Raw genomic sequence first — 14,291 nt, 5'->3', positions numbered from 1 at the left:
GCTCACACTCCGGCGGGATTGTGGAATCAGTCGTCCTCAGATTAGCGTGACGGCTCCCGTCCCCCAGCCAGGAGTCGTCATGCCCGATCTGCGCGGAGCCGTCGTCGTCATCACCGGAGCCGGCTCGGGCATGGGCCGCGCCTACGCCCTCGAGGCGGCGCGCCGCGGGGCGGTGCTCGCGCTCAACGACGTCGACGCGGACGCGCTGGCGGAGACCGTCGCGCTGCTGCCGGACGACACGCGGGCGATCAGCGAGGCCTACGACGTCGCCGACCCCGAGGCCGTGCACGCCTTCGCCGACCGGGTCGCCGCCGAGCTCGGCGGGGCGGACGTGGTGATCAACAACGCCGGCATCGAGGGCTACCAGCAGCCGGCCTGGGCGATCACCGACGAGCAGTACCGCCGGGTGATGGACGTGAACTTCTGGGGGGTCGTGCACGGCAGTCGGGCCTTCCTGCCGCAGCTGCTGGCCAGCCGACGCGGCGCGCTGGTCAACGTCTCGAGCCTGTTCGGGCTGATCGGGCCGCCGCACCAGTCCGACTACGCGGCGGCGAAGTTCGCCGTCCGGGGGTTCACCGAGTCGCTGGCCGCCGAGCTGCTCGGCTCGGGCGTCGCCGTGCACCTCGTGCACCCCGGCGGCATCGCCACCGACATCGCCCGCTCCGAGGCCAGCCGGGCCTTCGACGCCCGCTACCTGACCACCTCGCCGGAGTCGATCGCGGTGAAGGTGCTCGACCTGCTCGGCACCCGTCGCACCCGCCTCGTCTACGGCCATCGCGCGCCGACGACCTTCCTCGGCGTCCGGGCGCTGCCGCTGGGCCTGATGCTGCGCCTGGTGCGCCGCGACCTGGCGTCCACGCTCGATCGCACCCACTACCCCGCCCGGACGGCGGCCGCCGCCCTGCTGGGCCGCCGCTCCGCCGACGGCTCGGTGGACGGCCCGGACGACGGCTCGGACGACGGCTCGGCGGCCGCGGAGGAGCGGACGGCCTAGGCGTCCGCCGTGATCGGCAACCGCTCGGCCGGTGATTCTCAGTGGGCGACGAGCCCCGCGAGCCGCTCGGCGATGATCTCCTCGGCCTCCGCGACGATGCCCTCGACGATGGCGCGGCACTCGAGCACCTCGTCGATCAGGCCCTGGGTCTGACCGGCCCACCACAGGCCGTCCTCCATCCGGCCCTCGGCGAGCACGTTGGCCCGACCGCGGACGCCGGAGGCGAGGTCGGCGATGTCGTCGAAGGTGGCGTCCTCGCGGGCGGTGATCTCGAGGATCCGCTCGGAGACCGCGTTGCGCACGACGCGGGCGGTGTTGCGGAAGCGACGGAAGACCAGCACGGTGTCGCGCTCGTCGTTGGCGACGATCTGCTGCTTGACGTTCTCGTGCACCGGCGCCTCGGCGCTCGCGACGAAGCGGGTGCCCATGTTGACGGCGTCCGCGCCGAGCGCGAGGGCCGCCACCAGGCCCTGGGCGGTGGCGATGCCGCCGGAGGCGATCACCGGCACCGAGAGCCGCCGGGTGGCCGCGGGGATGAGGATCAGGCCCGGCACGTCGTCCTCGCCGGGGTGGCCGGCGCACTCGAAGCCGTCGATGCTGATGGCGTCGACGCCCTTGCGCTCGGCCGAGAGCGCGTGCCGGACGCTGGTGGCCTTGTGGATCACCTTCACCCCGGCGGCGTGGAAGTCGGGCAGGTGGTCGGCCGGGCTCGAGCCGGCGGTCTCCACGACCCGGATGCCCGCCTCGACGATCGCCGCGCGGTACTCCGCGTAGGGCACGGGCTTGATCGTGGGCAGGATCGTCAGGTTGACGCCGAACGGCCGGTCGGTGAGCTCGCGGGTGCGCTCGATCTCGCGGACGAGGTCCTCCGGCGTCGGCTGGGTGAGCGCGGTGAGGAAGCCCAGGGCGCCGGCGTTCGCGACCGCGGAGATCAGCGGCGCGGTGCCGAGGCCGGTCATGCCGCCGCAGACGATGGGGTGCTCGACCCCGAACTCCTCCGTGAAGCGGGTGCGGATCATCAGGACGTCCTCTCTGCGCCGGCTGCTCCGGCGACGACGAGATCGGCGAGCCGCCGGTAGGCGGCGGCGTCGGTGAGGGAGGTGGCGGCCGCGAGGTCGCCGGACTGGATGGCGGCCATGACGACGCCGGCGACCGCGCCCACGAACCGGGCGTCGACGCCCGAGCCGGGACGCGCGGCGTCGGCGACGAGGGCCTGGACGCGCTCGGCCGCGATGGCGGTGTTGCGCTGGTAGACCTCCCGGGCGGGCGCGAAGGCCGCCAGGTCGGCGAAGAACGCCGGCGAGGCCGGGGCGAGCTCCTCGGAGATCGCCTCGAGGTAGGTGCGGATGCGCACCACCGGGTCGGACGCGCCGGCCAGGCGCTCCTCGACCCGGGCGGTCGAGCGCCGGAAGAACTCCCGCACGACCACGCTGATCAGCTGCTCCTTGCTGGCCGCGACCGCGTAGAGCGTGGTCTTCGAGCAGCGCAGCCGGGCGGCGAGCTCCTCGAGGCTGAAGCCCGCGAAGCCCTCGGCCAGGAACACCTCGACGAGACCGTCGAGCACCTGGGCCCGGCGCGCGCTGCCGCGCCGGGGCGTCTCGGTGGTCACGGGCGCCGACCCTAGCGCAGATCGGGGTCATCCGTACCGAGAACCGCTCCTCGGTACTGTCATGAGTACTGCCGCTGGTACGCTGTCGGCGTCCCGCACCGTCGTCGAGGAGATCTCCGATGCCCGCAGAGCGCCTGCTGCCCACCCCCGAGGCCGAGGACCTGATCGAGCTCGTCCGCGCGATCGCCGCCAAGGAGCTCGCGCCGCGGGCCGCCGCCGACGAGGCCTCGGCGACCTTCCCCCGCGACGTCTTCACCACCCTGGGCCGCGCCGGCCTGCTCGGCCTGCCCTACCCCGAGGAGGTCGGCGGCGGCGGGCAGACCTACGAGGTGTACCTGCAGGTGATCGAGGAGATCGCCACCGCCTGGGCCAGCGTCGGCGTCGGCGCGTCGGTGCACGCCCTGGCCTGCTTCGGCCTCTTCCACGCCGGCACCCCCGAGCAGCAGCAGCGCTGGCTGCCCGACATGCTCGGCGGCGAGCTGCTGGGCGCCTACTGCCTCTCCGAGGCCCACGCCGGCTCCGACCCCGCCGCCATGCGCACCCGTGCGGTGCGGCACGGCGACGAGTACGTCCTCGACGGCGCCAAGGCCTGGACCACCCATGGCGGCCAGGCCGACTTCTACAAGGTCATGGCCCGCACCAGCGACGACGGCGGCCGCGGCATCTCCTGCTTCCTCGTGCCCGCCGACGCCCCCGGCCTCAGCGCCGACCACCCCGAGGACAAGATGGGCCTCACCGGCTCCACCACCGCCACCATGCTCTTCGACGGCGTCCGCGTGCCCGTCGAGCGCCGGCTCGGCGCCGAGGGCCAGGGCCTCCCGATCGCGCTCGCCGGCCTCGACGCCGGACGTCTCGGCATCGCCGCCGTCGCCACCGGCCTGGCCCAGGCCGCCCTCGACACCGCCGTCCGGTACGCCCGCGAGCGTGAGACCTTCGGCAAGCCGATCATCGAGCACCAGGGCCTGGCCTTCCTGCTCGCCGACATGGCCGCCGCCGTCGAGTCCGCCCGCGCCACCTACCTCCACGCCGCCCGCCTGCGCGACGCCGGACGCCCCTACAGCCGTCAGGCCTCCATCGCCAAGCTCGTCGCCACCGACGCCGCCATGGCCACCACCACCAACGCCGTCCAGGTGCTCGGCGGCGCCGGCTACACCAAGGACTTCCCCGCCGAGCGCTACATGCGCGAGGCCAAGGTCATGCAGATCTTCGAGGGCACCAACCAGATCCAGCGGATGATCATCGGCCGCCACCTCGCCCGCTGATCCTCGGGCCCGTCGACCAATCCGACGTGGGCCCGGGCGTCGAACCGCCCTTGTGAGCGTCGAGCGGCAGGGCCCGGGATGAGCGGGCCGACCGGCCCGACCGGCCCGACCGCGGACGCCGCGCGCTCCGGCCGCTCTCCCGATCGAGTCGTCCGACCTCTCGCCGAGGGGTCGCGGCGACGCCGGCCGCCCCGCTCCGCGGACTCGGACGCCGACCGGAGCCTCGACGCGCTCCTGCTCGCCCTCGGCATCCCGATCGGGATCGCGCTGGGCCTGACGGCCCTGGCCGCGATCGTGCTCGCACCGGCGCTGGTCGCGCACTGGCTCTCCTAGGCGGCCGACCTCAGCCTGGCGGCGCCGGAGCGCCCGCGCGCCGGACGACGAGCACCGCGACGTCGTCTCCCGCGGCGTCCCCGGTCATCGCCGACACGAGCGCCTCGGCGAAGTCGTCGACGGGCCGGCCCGCGAGCCGCGACACGACCTCGAGGAGGCGCGCCTGGCCGACCTCGGGGCTCTCCGCGCGACGCTCGACCAGCCCGTCGGTGTAGAGGACCAGGCTCTCGTCCGGCTCGAGCCGGAACCGGTGCTCGGGGTACCGGGTCGCGACCAGCCCGAGCGGCGCGGCGGGCACGAGATCGAGCAGGGAGGCGCGGCCGTCGGCGTGCACCAGCAGCGGCGGCGGATGGCCGGCCGAGCAGATCGTCGCCTCCCCGCTGTCGGCGTCGAGCACGCCGACGGCCGCGGTGATGATCCGCCAGTCCTCGCCGTCGGCGAACTGGGCGGCCGTGCGGGCGAGGGCCTCGCCGGGGCCGTGGCCCTCGGCCAGGAGGGCGCGCAGCGTGAAGCGGGCACGGGCCATCTCGGCGACGGCGTCGATGCCGTGGCCGGAGACGTCGCCGATGACGACGGCGATCGAGCGCTCGGCGACGCCGAGCGCGCTGAACCAGTCGCCGCCGACCTCGGTCTCGGTCGCCGCCGCCCGATAGTGGCTCGCCACCTCCAGGCCGCACACCTGCGGCGTCGTCCTGGGCAGGAGGGCCCGCTGCAGTCGCCCGAAGGAGTCGCTCTGAACGGCGAACGCCGCGTCCAGGTCACGGTAGAGCCCGTCGATCGTCCCGGCGTCCCGCTCGGCGGACAGGCGCGCGCGGGTGAGCCGGCGCCCGGTCAGGAGGGCGCCGGCGGTGATCGCCGCGCCCGCGAGGAGCACCAGCCACGGCAGATCGCCGGAGAGGCGACCGCCGAGCCGCTCCCGGGCGCGGACGACCAGCGTCAGGGTTTGGTCGCCGAAGGGCACGGGGACGGTCGCGGTCACACCGTCCAGCGGCAGCGAGGCCGGCTGCTGGTCGGTGGTGGTGAGGGCGTCCGCGGACGGCGTGCCGAGATAGATCGCGTAGTCGAGTCCGACGAAGGCGGGGTCCCGGTCGACCGCCGCGCGGCGGTCGGCGGGGATGCGGCGCTCGGCGTAGACCACCAGCTGGCCCCCGCCGGAGAGGTCGCGGCCGAGGGCGTAGCCGATGCGGTCCTGACCCGCGCCCGTGATGCGCTGGACCGTCACGTTCGGCGCGCGGGCCGGCACCGTGCGGGGAGCCGGCGCCGCGCTCGCGGCGGCGACGCGGAGCCTGGTCTCGAGCCGGCGCCGGACCAGGAGACGGTCTTCGCCGAGGGAGGCGACCATCCTGACGCCGGAGGACCGCACCTCCCACAGCGAGGCGTGCACGAACAGCCGGCCGTCGCCGACCTCGGGGGCCAGCAGCACCGGGAAGGCGGGCCGGCGTCGCCCGGCGGGAACGGTGGCCTCGGCCGCGACGGTCGACTCCAGCGGCTCGACGATCGTGCCCACCGCGGCCTGCAGCACGACGGCCGCCTGGTCGGCACGCACCCGGAGGAGCCGCCGCTCGGTGCCCTCGTCGGCCCGGTGGCACGACCAGGCGAGCAGACCGGTGACGACGACCCCGACCACGAGGATGCCCACGGACAGGAGGGAGCCGCGTCCGGACCGCGGCTCGCCCGACGCGCCCGTCAGCGCGCGGGCGCGCAGGAGCCAGCCAGGGAGAGCCACGGAGCCAGCCTGTCAGGCCGCGGGCTCCTGCGTGGCCGTTCCCCCGAGGCTGGCCTCAGCCGACGACGATCCCGGCCTCTTCGGCCTCCGCCTTGCGGCGACGCACGGCCTCGACGTCCGGCAGCAGCAGCGCGCAGAGCGCGGCGACCAGGCAGGCGACACCCGGCACGAGCAGGCCGAGCAGCAGCGCGTGGCGCACGGTCTCCGGGCTCGGCGGGCCGTCGATCGCGCCGAAGAACACGACGCCGACGACCGCCAGCAGGATCGCGCTGCCGATCTGGTCGAAGGTGCCGAGCGCGGCCGACGCGGAGCCGGCCGACTCCAGCGGCACGGTGGCGAGGGCGACGTCGAGCAGCGGCACCGCGGTGAGCGCGAGGCCGACGCCGCCGAGCACCATCGGGCCGATGAGGTCCAGGCCGCCGAGCGCGTCGCCGTGGTGGTCGACGGTCTGCGCGAGCCAGGCCGTGGCGCCGGTGATCGACACCAGGCCGATGAGCACCAGGCCCTTGCCGAGCCGCGTCACGAGCGGCACGCAGGCGGCGGAGGCGACGAACGCGCCGAGGCTGTAGGGCAGCACCGCCAGGGCGGCCTTGATCGGGCTGAAGCCGAGGCCGAATTGCAGGTAGAAGGTGAGCACGAAGAAGAACGCGCCGAGGGAGCCGAAGAAGCCGAGGTGCGTGATGGAGCCGGCGCTGAAGGCGCGGTCGCGGAAGAGCGAGAGCGGCAGCAGGGGGTCCTGCCCGGCCGACTCGCGGCGTCCCTGCACCAGGACGAACGCCACGGCCAACGCGATGCCGGCGGCGAGCATCGTCCAGATCCACCACGGCCAGCCCTCGGGCCGGCCCTCGATCAGCGCGAAGACGACGAGGAACAGCGCGGCGCCCGACAGCGCGACGCCCTGCAGGTCGAGCCGGCGCGCGGACTCCGAGCGCGACTCGGGGATGACCGCGTTGCCGGCGACCAGCAGCGCGATGCCGACCGGGATGTTGACCACGAAGATCGCCCGCCACTCCAGGCCGAGCACGTCGTAGGTGCTGAACAGCCCGCCCAGGAGCGGGCCCGCGACGGCGGCCGCGCCCGTCACCGCGCCGTAGGCGCCGAGCACGCCGGCGCGCTCGCTGGGCGCGAAGATGACCTGCACGATCGAGAGGACCTGCGGGATCATCGCGGCCGCGAAGGCGCCCTGCACGAAGCGGGCGACGACCAGGGTGTCCGCGGTCGGCGCGAGGCCGGCGAGCGCGGAGGCCAGGGTGAAGCCGGCGACGCCGATCAGGAAGACCCGCTTGCGGCCGTAGAGGTCGCCGAGGCGTCCGGTGGTGATCAGCGCGACCGCGAAGGTCAGCACGTAGCCCGACACGATCCACTCCAGCTGCGCCGGGCTGGCGTCGAGGTCGCGGCGGATGGACGGGAACGCGACGTTGACCACCGTGGTGTCGAGGAGGTCCATGAAGCTGGCGACGAAGAGGACGCCGACGGCGATCGCGCGGTGGCGCGAGAGCCCGGCGGGGGCGCCCGTGGGCGCGGTGGGGACGGTGCTCATCCGGGGAGGACTCCTGGCTCGGGGCGGGCGGGGAGGACGCGGGCGGTTTCAAGGTATTGAATCGGATCAACTCACGAAAGGGTCGCTAGGGTGAGCCCCGTGGTCGATCCTGCTGCTCCGAGCCGCGTGGTCTGGGCCCTGCGCCGGGCGTTCGTGGCCGTCGAGCACGTCAAGGACCAGCGGCTGCGCACCGTCGGCGTCACCCCCGCGCAGTACGGCCTGCTCATGCACGTGGCCGGCACTGCGGGCCTCACGGCGTCGGAGATCGCGCGCCGGCTCGGCGTCTCCCCGCAGAACGTCGCGACCATGGCGACGCGGATGGAGGACGTCGGCTGGATCACCCGCGAGGCCCACGAGCGGCACCCGCACGTCCGCGAGCTGCACCTGACCGACGCCGGACGCGCGCACCTCGAGGCGGCCGACGCGGAGGTCTCCGCGCTCGAGGACGTCGTCCGGGCGCACCTGGGAGCGGACGCCGAGGCGCTGCGCGGGCTGCTGGAGACGCTGGCCGGGCTCGACGCTTCCGTCGACGACGACTGAGGCGCCTCAGCCCCGAGTGATCCGCTCGAGGTAGCGCCGCCGCACGCCGGCGTCGACGGCGGTGAGCGCGCGATCGTCGCGGGCCAGCGCCCGCAGCGTCCGCATGACCGGCTCGGGCAGGAGCGTCGAGAGCGTCTGGGCGGCGCCCACGTAGCCCGGCACCGCGATCTCGGCGGCGCGGCTGCGCACCGAGCCGACGATCGCGGCGGCGATGTCCTCGGCGTCGACGGCCGGCAGCGGCCCGTAGTCGATGCCGGCCGAGAGCTCGGTGCGCACCGCGCTCGGCAGCACGGCGCTGACGCTCACGCCGGTGCGGTCGAGCTCGAGCCGGGTCGCGGCGGTGAGCCCGACGGCGCCGAACTTGCTGGCGTTGTAGACCGCGAGGCCCTTGACCGGGAACTTGCCCGCCAGCGAGCAGACGTTGACGACGTGCCCGCGTCCGCGCCCGATCATCCCGGGCGCGGCGGCCCGCAGGCCGTGCACGAGGCCGTGCAGGTTGACGTCGACGGTGAGCCGGTCGAGCGCCTCGTCCTGCTCCAGGAAGGCGCCGGTGGGCATCACGCCGGCGTTGTTGACCAGCACGTCGAGCGGTCGGTCGTGGTGGGCCTCGGCGGCGGCGAGGAAGGCGTCGAAGGACGCGCGGTCGCGCACGTCGAGGCGGTGCGCAAAGGCGGCGGGGCCGATCTCGGCGGCGGTGGCGGCGGCGAGGTCCTCGTCCAGGTCGCCGAGCGCGACCCGGGCGCCGCGGGCGGCGAAGGCGAGCGCGGTCGCGCGGCCGATGCCGCGGGCGCCGCCGGTGATCGCGACGAGCGCGCCGTCGAGGTCGATGCGGGGGTAGCGGCTCATGCGGGGATCTCCTGGCTGGCGGGGGCGGCGGCGGTGCGGGACGAGCGGTAGGCGCCGGGGTCGAAGCGGCTGACGCGACGCACGAGCGCGCCGGTCGACCACGGCCAGCTGAAGCTGTTGCGGCCGTTGACGTCGCGGTAGTAGCTGGCGCACCCGCCGCGCTCGTAGACGGTGCCGGCGAGGGCCTCCTGCACCTGGGCGACGTAGGCGGCCTGGGCGTCGGGGCGCACGTCGAGCGCCAGGCCGGTGCGCCGGGCGTGGCCGACCGCCTCGACGACGTGGGCCACCTGGGCCTCGAGGATCGCGAAGGCCGAGGAGTGCCCGGTGCCGAGGCTGGGGCCGAGCACCACGAAGGCGTTCGGGAAGCCCGCGACGGCGGTGCCGAGGTACGCCTCCGGCGAGCCCTGCCAGACCTCGGCGAGGGAGCGACCGTCCGCGCCGCGGACGCGGTCGGCGATCGGGAGGTCGAGGATGCGGAAGCCGGTGCCGAGGATGATCGTGTCGACGGCAGCGCGGGAGCCGTCGACGCCGATCACCTCCGACCCCTCGATCCGCGCGACGCCGGTGGCGTGCACCGTGACGTGCGGGCGGGTCAGGGAGCGCAGGTAGGAGTTGGAGAAGAGGATCCGCTTGCAGCCGATCGTGTAGTCGGGCGTCAGGCGGGCCCGCAGCTCCGGGTCGCGGACGACGGCCCGCAGGTGCGCGCGGCCGACCGTCTGGACGGCGTCCATCACCGGGCTGGGGTGGCGGAACCCGACGCCGAGCGCCTCCATCGCGGCGTACTGGACGCCGCGCAGCACGCGGTGGGCGCCCGGCACCCGGGCGAGGGCGGCGCGCACCGGGGCCGGCACGGGCGCGTCGGCCTTGGGCAGCACCCACTGCGCCGTGCGCTGGAAGAGGTGCAGCGCGGCGACGTCGGGGACGATCGCCGGCACGAACTGCACGGCCGAGGCGCCGCTGCCGATCACCGCGACCCGGCGTCCGGCGAGGTCGTGGTCGTGGCGCCAGCGGGCGGAGTGGAAGACCGTGCCGGGGAACTCTGCCAGCCCCGGCAGGTCGGGCACCTGGGGCTCGTTCCACGGGCCGGCGGCGCTGACGAGGAACCGCGCCGTCAGCGGGCCGCGGTCGGTGTCGAGGTGCCACCGGTCGCCGCTCCAGCGGGCCTCGAGCAGCTCGGTGCCGAGCCGGACGAGCCGGTCGACGCCGCGCTCGCGGGCGACGCGCTGCACGTAGGCGAGGATCTCGGGCTGGGTGGCGAACAGGCGCGTCCAGCCCGGGTGCGGCGCGAAGGAGAACGAGTACATCGCCGACGGCACGTCGCAGGCGCACCCCGGGTAGGTGTTGGCCCGCCAGGTGCCGCCGAGGGCGTCGGCGCGCTCGAGCAGCACCACGTCGTCGACGCCGGCCTCGCGCAGCCGGATCGCCGCGGCGATGCCGGAGACGCCCGCGCCGACGACGACGACCTCGTGGTGCTCGAGGACGTCGGCCGGCGGCGCGGACGCCTGCGGTGGGGAGGGCCTGCTGGTCACGGGGTGCTCCTTCACGGACGGGCGGGACGGTGGACGGCCGGGGAGGCGGGTCGGTGGTCTGTGGGGACGCCGGCGCGGACGAGGGCGGCGGCGACGAGGCCGGGCGCGCTGCGCCGGGCGGCGGCGACGGTCGCGGGTCGGCGGCGCACGTCCATGAAGGAGGCGCCCATCGCGGCCAGGTCGGCCGCGCTCGGCTCGAGGCGGACGACCCGGGTGCCGGCCGCCTCGAGCACCGCGACCTCGGCGTCGAGGCGACGGGTCATCGGCACGCGGAGCAGGCGCTCGAGCCGGGCGGCGCCGCGTGCCGGCGCGCCGCCGGCGGAGGTCATCGGGGCGATCACGACCAGCTCGTCGAGCCCGAGCGGCGCGAGCAGGTCGGCGGAGACCGAGGAGCTCGTGCCGCCGTCGACCAGGTGGCGGCCGGCCACGCGCACCGGCGGGTACCAGCCCGGGATCGCCCACGAGGCCGCGAGCGCCTCGCCGGGGGTCGCGGCCGGCGCGTCCGGCGCGCCGAGGGCGACGCGCGCGCCGGTGGCGGCGTCGGTGGCGACCAGCCACGTCGCCGGGTGGGAGAACCAGGCCTCCCCGCCGGCGAGGTCGTCGCCGTGGCGTCGCAGCCAGGAGGCGTCACCGCGGCCGCGGGGCAGCAGTCCGGCCAGCGCGGTGTAGGCCGTGCGCTCGCGCAGACCCGCCCGGACGACGCCCGGCGCCGGCGCGCCGCGGCCGAGCAGGCCGGGCGGGTCGAGCAGCCGGGGCGGCCGGGGCAGACCGGGCACCGCGTGCGCGGCGTGGCGGGCGAGGACCACGTCGGCCTCGCCCCCGCTCGGCTGCCCCTCGCCCGCTCCCTCGAGCGCGGCCACCAGCTGCGCCGGACGTCGTCCCGAGCCGAGCGCCGCGACGACCTCGGCGCCGGCGGAGGTGCCGAGCAGCACCGTCGCGGAGCGCGCGTCCCACCCGAGGGCGCGCTCGAGCTCGTCGAGCACGACCGCCGACCAGGCGTAGCCGAGGAGGCCGCCGCAGCCGACCGCGATCCCGCATCGAGGCTCCACCGCCATCCCCTTTCAAAGACCATCGGTATCCGAATACCGACGGTATCGCACTGGTAGGGTCGTGTCCATGCCCTCCGCGTCCCGGCCCACCCGCCGCGAGACGCACGCCCGCACCCGCGCGGCGCTGGTCGAGACCGGCACCCGCCTGTTCCTCACCGAGGGCTACAACGCGACGTCGCTGCTGCAGGTGGCCGAGGCCGCGGGGTTCACCAAGGGCGCGGTCTACTCCAACTTCGCGACGAAGCACGAGCTCGGCCTCGCGGTGCTCGAGGCCGTGCAGGACCAGCGCGCCGGCCCGCTCGTCGAGCGGCTCGCGGGCGCGACCTCCCGCGACGAGGCCGTCGAGGCGTTCCGCGCGTGGGCCGAGGCCAACATCGGCGACGTCGGGTGGACCGCCTTCGAGGTCGAGTTCGCCACCAGCGCCCGCGCCAACCCCGACGTCACCGGCCGGCTCGCCGAGCGACGCCGCGCGCTCACCGAGGGCGTCGGACTGCTGCTGAGCCACGTCGCGACGTCCTTCGGCGTCACGCTGCCCGGGCCGCCCGAGCGGGTCGCCACCCACCTGCTCGCGCTCGGCGTCGGCCTGGGCGTGCAGCGCGCGTTCGACCCCGAGCTCGGGCTCGAGGTGCTGCTGGAGGAGATCGAGCGCCTGCTGCCCGCGGGCGGATAGGGAGCGCGGCGGCCGGGTCGCGTGCGGCGCGGGTCAGTACTCGACCCGCACCTCCTCGCTCACCGGGTGCGCCTGACAGGTGAGCACGTAGCCTGCGGCGATCTCGGCGTCGCCGAGGGCGTGGTTCTGGTCCATGACGGCGCGGCCGAGCACGACCTTGGCGCGGCACGTGCCGCAGGCTCCGCCGGCGCAGGAGTAGGGCGGCTCGAGGCCGGCCTGCAGAGCGGCGTCGAGGAGCGTGTCGCCGGTGGAGCGCAGGTCGAGGGTGGCCTCGGTGCCGTCGACGGCGATCGTCACGCGGCTCTCGACGTCGAGCGCGGGGGCGGCGGCCTCGGCGTGGAACACCTCGGTGAGCACCCGCTCGGTGGTGCCGAGCTCGGTGGCGAGGTGGTCGACGAGGATCTGCGGGCCGCAGAGGAACCACGCGTCGACGGGCTCGGCGCCGGCCAGCTCGCGGGCCAGGGCGGCGTCGATCCGGCCGGGCCGCTCCCCCGCGACCATCGCGGCAGCGTCGGCGCGCGAGAGCACGTGGTGCACCTCGAGGCGTCCGGCCGAGGCGTCGGCCAGGGCGTCGAGCTCGGCGCGGAACATCGTCGAGGCGGACGTGCGGTTGCCGTAGAGGACGGTGAGCGTCGAGTGCGGCTCCTCGGCGAGCACGGTGCGGGCGATCGAGAGGATCGGCGTGACGCCCGAGCCCGCGGCCACCGCGACGTAGCGGCGGCGCGCGGTGGCGTCGAGCTCGGTGCGGAAGTGGCCGGCCGGCGGCAGCACGTCGAGCAGGTCGCCGGGAGCGAGCTCGTCGCGCACGTAGGTGGAGAACACGCCGCCCTCGACGTGCCGCACCGCCACCGAGAGCGTCCCGCGGCAGCGCTGCGGTGACGCGGCGTCGACGATCGAGTAGGTGCGGGCGACGGGACGTCCGTCGACGATCGCCCGCAGCGTGACGTGCTGACCCTGCCGGTGCGCGTAGACCTCGGCGAGGTCGTCGGGCACCTCGAACGTGACCAGCCGGCTCTCCGCGGTGAGCGCCTCGACGGCCCGCACCCGCAGGGCGTGCGGCTCGGCCACGGCCCGGGGCTCGCCGGGCGCCGGGTCGGTCGCCGAGCCCGCGACACGCGCGTCGGACGGCTCGGTGAGCCGCCGCCACGTGCGGTACTCGTCGGCGGTGAGCGAGCGGCCGAACCACGTGGAGATCGCGGCGTCGCGGTCGAGGTAGGCCTGCTCGTTGCGCCGCCACGCCCGCACGTAGCGGTAGAAGGGGACGCTCGGGTGCAGGTGATGCACGAGGTGGTAGTTCTGGTAGACGAACAGCGGCGTCATCCAGCCCTCGCGGCCCACTCGCACCCGCGTCGCGCCGTACTTGTGCTCGCGCTGGGTGAACGGCAGCCCGTGGTGCGGCAGGTAGTCGAACCACCAGGCCAGCACGAGGATGCCCAGCCGCTGCCCGGCCAGCCACAGCAGCACCTGCGCGCCGTAGCCCGCGGCGGCGATGCCGCCCAGGGCGGCGATCGCGACGAGGAAGGTCGCGAACGTCGAGACCACCTCGCGCCGCGGCCGCGTGCGCACCGTGCCGAGGTAGAAGACGAGGTACCAGACGTCGAGCGTCGCCCAGCGCAGCGGCAGCTGCCAGGCGGGGCCCTCGCTGGTCCACTGGTCGGGATCGATCGACTTCGGCTCGTTGGTGTTGCGGTGGTGCTCGATGTGGATGAACTTGATCAGCGCGAACCCCGCGTACGGCGCCACGAACGGCACCGACGCCCGGCCGAACGCGTCGTTGAGCCGCGTGCGGGTGCTGACGGCGTGGTGCACCGACTCGTGCAGCACCGTGAACATCAGGTAGGTCACCGCGCCGCCGAGCGGCACCAGAAGCCACGGCGTCCAGCCGCGCGCCAGGCCCAGCAGCTCGACGCCGAACAGCGCCAGCGAGCCGGCGTAGAGCGCCGCCGTCGGCCAGGCCAGCGCGGGCACCCGCTCGGCGGGGTCGGGCAGGCCGAGCACGGGCCGCAGCCGAGGGGCGGTGGGGGTCGTCGTCATCGCTCGCTCACTTGACAAATGGGGGCTGTATGTCAAGCAGAATGGCAGGTGCGGTGGGCGTCACACAAGGGGTGAGCGAGCGTGCGCAGGGCTTGGGCCCGACTCGACGGGTCACCGGACCTCTCCGGCCGCGCGTACCGCCGCGGCTGTCGGCACCAC

At 75.3% G+C, this 14,291-nt stretch carries 13 protein-coding genes; 5 read left to right on the top strand and 8 right to left on the bottom strand.

Annotated features, from left to right (window positions below):
- Nucleotides 1-79: 79 nt before the first annotated feature.
- The gene (locus K8Z61_RS16685; protein WP_224131176.1) at nucleotides 80-994 is read left to right on the top strand and encodes an SDR family oxidoreductase; all 915 of its coding nucleotides are present in this window, start codon (nucleotides 80-82) and stop codon (nucleotides 992-994) included.
- Nucleotides 995-1,032: 38 nt separating this feature from the next.
- Here the strand turns inward: K8Z61_RS16685 and K8Z61_RS16680 are convergent, their stop codons facing one another.
- The gene (locus K8Z61_RS16680) at nucleotides 1,033-2,013 is read right to left on the bottom strand and encodes a nitronate monooxygenase family protein (RefSeq protein WP_224131174.1); all 981 of its coding nucleotides are present in this window, start codon (nucleotides 2,011-2,013) and stop codon (nucleotides 1,033-1,035) included.
- A complete protein-coding gene (locus K8Z61_RS16675) occupies nucleotides 2,013-2,603 on the bottom strand; it encodes a TetR/AcrR family transcriptional regulator (protein WP_224131172.1) in 591 nt (196 codons plus the stop codon). The genes K8Z61_RS16680 and K8Z61_RS16675 overlap by 1 nt, the downstream gene beginning before the upstream one ends.
- A gap of 119 nt (nucleotides 2,604-2,722) precedes the next feature.
- Between K8Z61_RS16675 and K8Z61_RS16670 the strand changes: the two genes are divergently transcribed.
- Both K8Z61_RS16670 and K8Z61_RS16665 read left to right on the top strand, forming a co-directional pair.
- Nucleotides 2,723-3,865: an acyl-CoA dehydrogenase family protein gene (locus K8Z61_RS16670; protein WP_224131170.1), complete on the top strand. Its 1,143-nt coding sequence runs from the start codon at nucleotides 2,723-2,725 to the stop codon at nucleotides 3,863-3,865.
- A gap of 78 nt (nucleotides 3,866-3,943) precedes the next feature.
- Nucleotides 3,944-4,198, top strand: a complete 255-nt coding sequence (locus K8Z61_RS16665) for a hypothetical protein (RefSeq protein WP_224131168.1) — start codon at nucleotides 3,944-3,946, stop codon at nucleotides 4,196-4,198.
- 10 nt (nucleotides 4,199-4,208) lie between these two features.
- Here K8Z61_RS16665 and K8Z61_RS16660 read toward each other — a convergent pair whose 3' ends face one another.
- A complete protein-coding gene (locus tag K8Z61_RS16660) occupies nucleotides 4,209-5,924 on the bottom strand; it encodes a PP2C family protein-serine/threonine phosphatase (protein WP_224131167.1) in 1,716 nt (571 codons plus the stop codon).
- Between the two features lie 55 nt (nucleotides 5,925-5,979).
- Nucleotides 5,980-7,464 carry an MFS transporter gene (locus tag K8Z61_RS16655; RefSeq protein WP_224131165.1) on the bottom strand — a complete coding sequence of 495 codons (1,485 nt, stop codon included), beginning with the start codon at nucleotides 7,462-7,464 and terminating at the stop codon, nucleotides 5,980-5,982.
- A 90-nt stretch (nucleotides 7,465-7,554) separates the two neighbouring features.
- Here K8Z61_RS16655 and K8Z61_RS16650 point away from each other — a divergent pair, with 90 nt between their 5' ends.
- Complete coding sequence (locus K8Z61_RS16650) at nucleotides 7,555-8,004, top strand: MarR family winged helix-turn-helix transcriptional regulator (RefSeq protein WP_224131164.1); 450 nt, start codon at nucleotides 7,555-7,557, stop codon at nucleotides 8,002-8,004.
- 6 nt (nucleotides 8,005-8,010) lie between these two features.
- Here K8Z61_RS16650 and K8Z61_RS16645 read toward each other — a convergent pair whose 3' ends face one another.
- The 3 genes from K8Z61_RS16645 to K8Z61_RS19435 are packed head-to-tail and all read right to left on the bottom strand — an operon-like array spanning nucleotide 8,011 to nucleotide 11,428.
- Nucleotides 8,011-8,850, bottom strand: a complete 840-nt coding sequence (locus K8Z61_RS16645; protein ID WP_224131162.1) for an SDR family oxidoreductase — start codon at nucleotides 8,848-8,850, stop codon at nucleotides 8,011-8,013.
- Nucleotides 8,847-10,379, bottom strand: a complete 1,533-nt coding sequence (locus K8Z61_RS16640; protein ID WP_224131160.1) for an NAD(P)/FAD-dependent oxidoreductase — start codon at nucleotides 10,377-10,379, stop codon at nucleotides 8,847-8,849. Before K8Z61_RS16640 ends, K8Z61_RS16645 begins: the two co-directional genes overlap by 4 nt.
- An 11-nt stretch (nucleotides 10,380-10,390) precedes the next feature.
- Nucleotides 10,391-11,428: a patatin-like phospholipase family protein gene (locus tag K8Z61_RS19435; RefSeq protein ID WP_224131159.1), complete on the bottom strand. Its 1,038-nt coding sequence runs from the start codon at nucleotides 11,426-11,428 to the stop codon at nucleotides 10,391-10,393.
- Between the two features lie 67 nt (nucleotides 11,429-11,495).
- Here K8Z61_RS19435 and K8Z61_RS16630 point away from each other — a divergent pair, with 67 nt between their 5' ends.
- Complete coding sequence (locus K8Z61_RS16630; RefSeq protein WP_224131158.1) at nucleotides 11,496-12,098, top strand: TetR/AcrR family transcriptional regulator; 603 nt, start codon at nucleotides 11,496-11,498, stop codon at nucleotides 12,096-12,098.
- Between the two features lie 33 nt (nucleotides 12,099-12,131).
- Here K8Z61_RS16630 and K8Z61_RS16620 read toward each other — a convergent pair whose 3' ends face one another.
- Nucleotides 12,132-14,132: a fatty acid desaturase gene (locus K8Z61_RS16620; protein ID WP_263431242.1), complete on the bottom strand. Its 2,001-nt coding sequence runs from the start codon at nucleotides 14,130-14,132 to the stop codon at nucleotides 12,132-12,134.
- Nucleotides 14,133-14,291 lie beyond the last annotated feature (159 nt).

It is taken from the genome of Nocardioides sp. TRM66260-LWL (genome assembly GCF_020075545.1).
GTDB lineage: Bacteria > Actinomycetota > Actinomycetes > Propionibacteriales > Nocardioidaceae > Nocardioides.
This window is presented reverse-complemented; position numbering and strand designations above follow the sequence as displayed.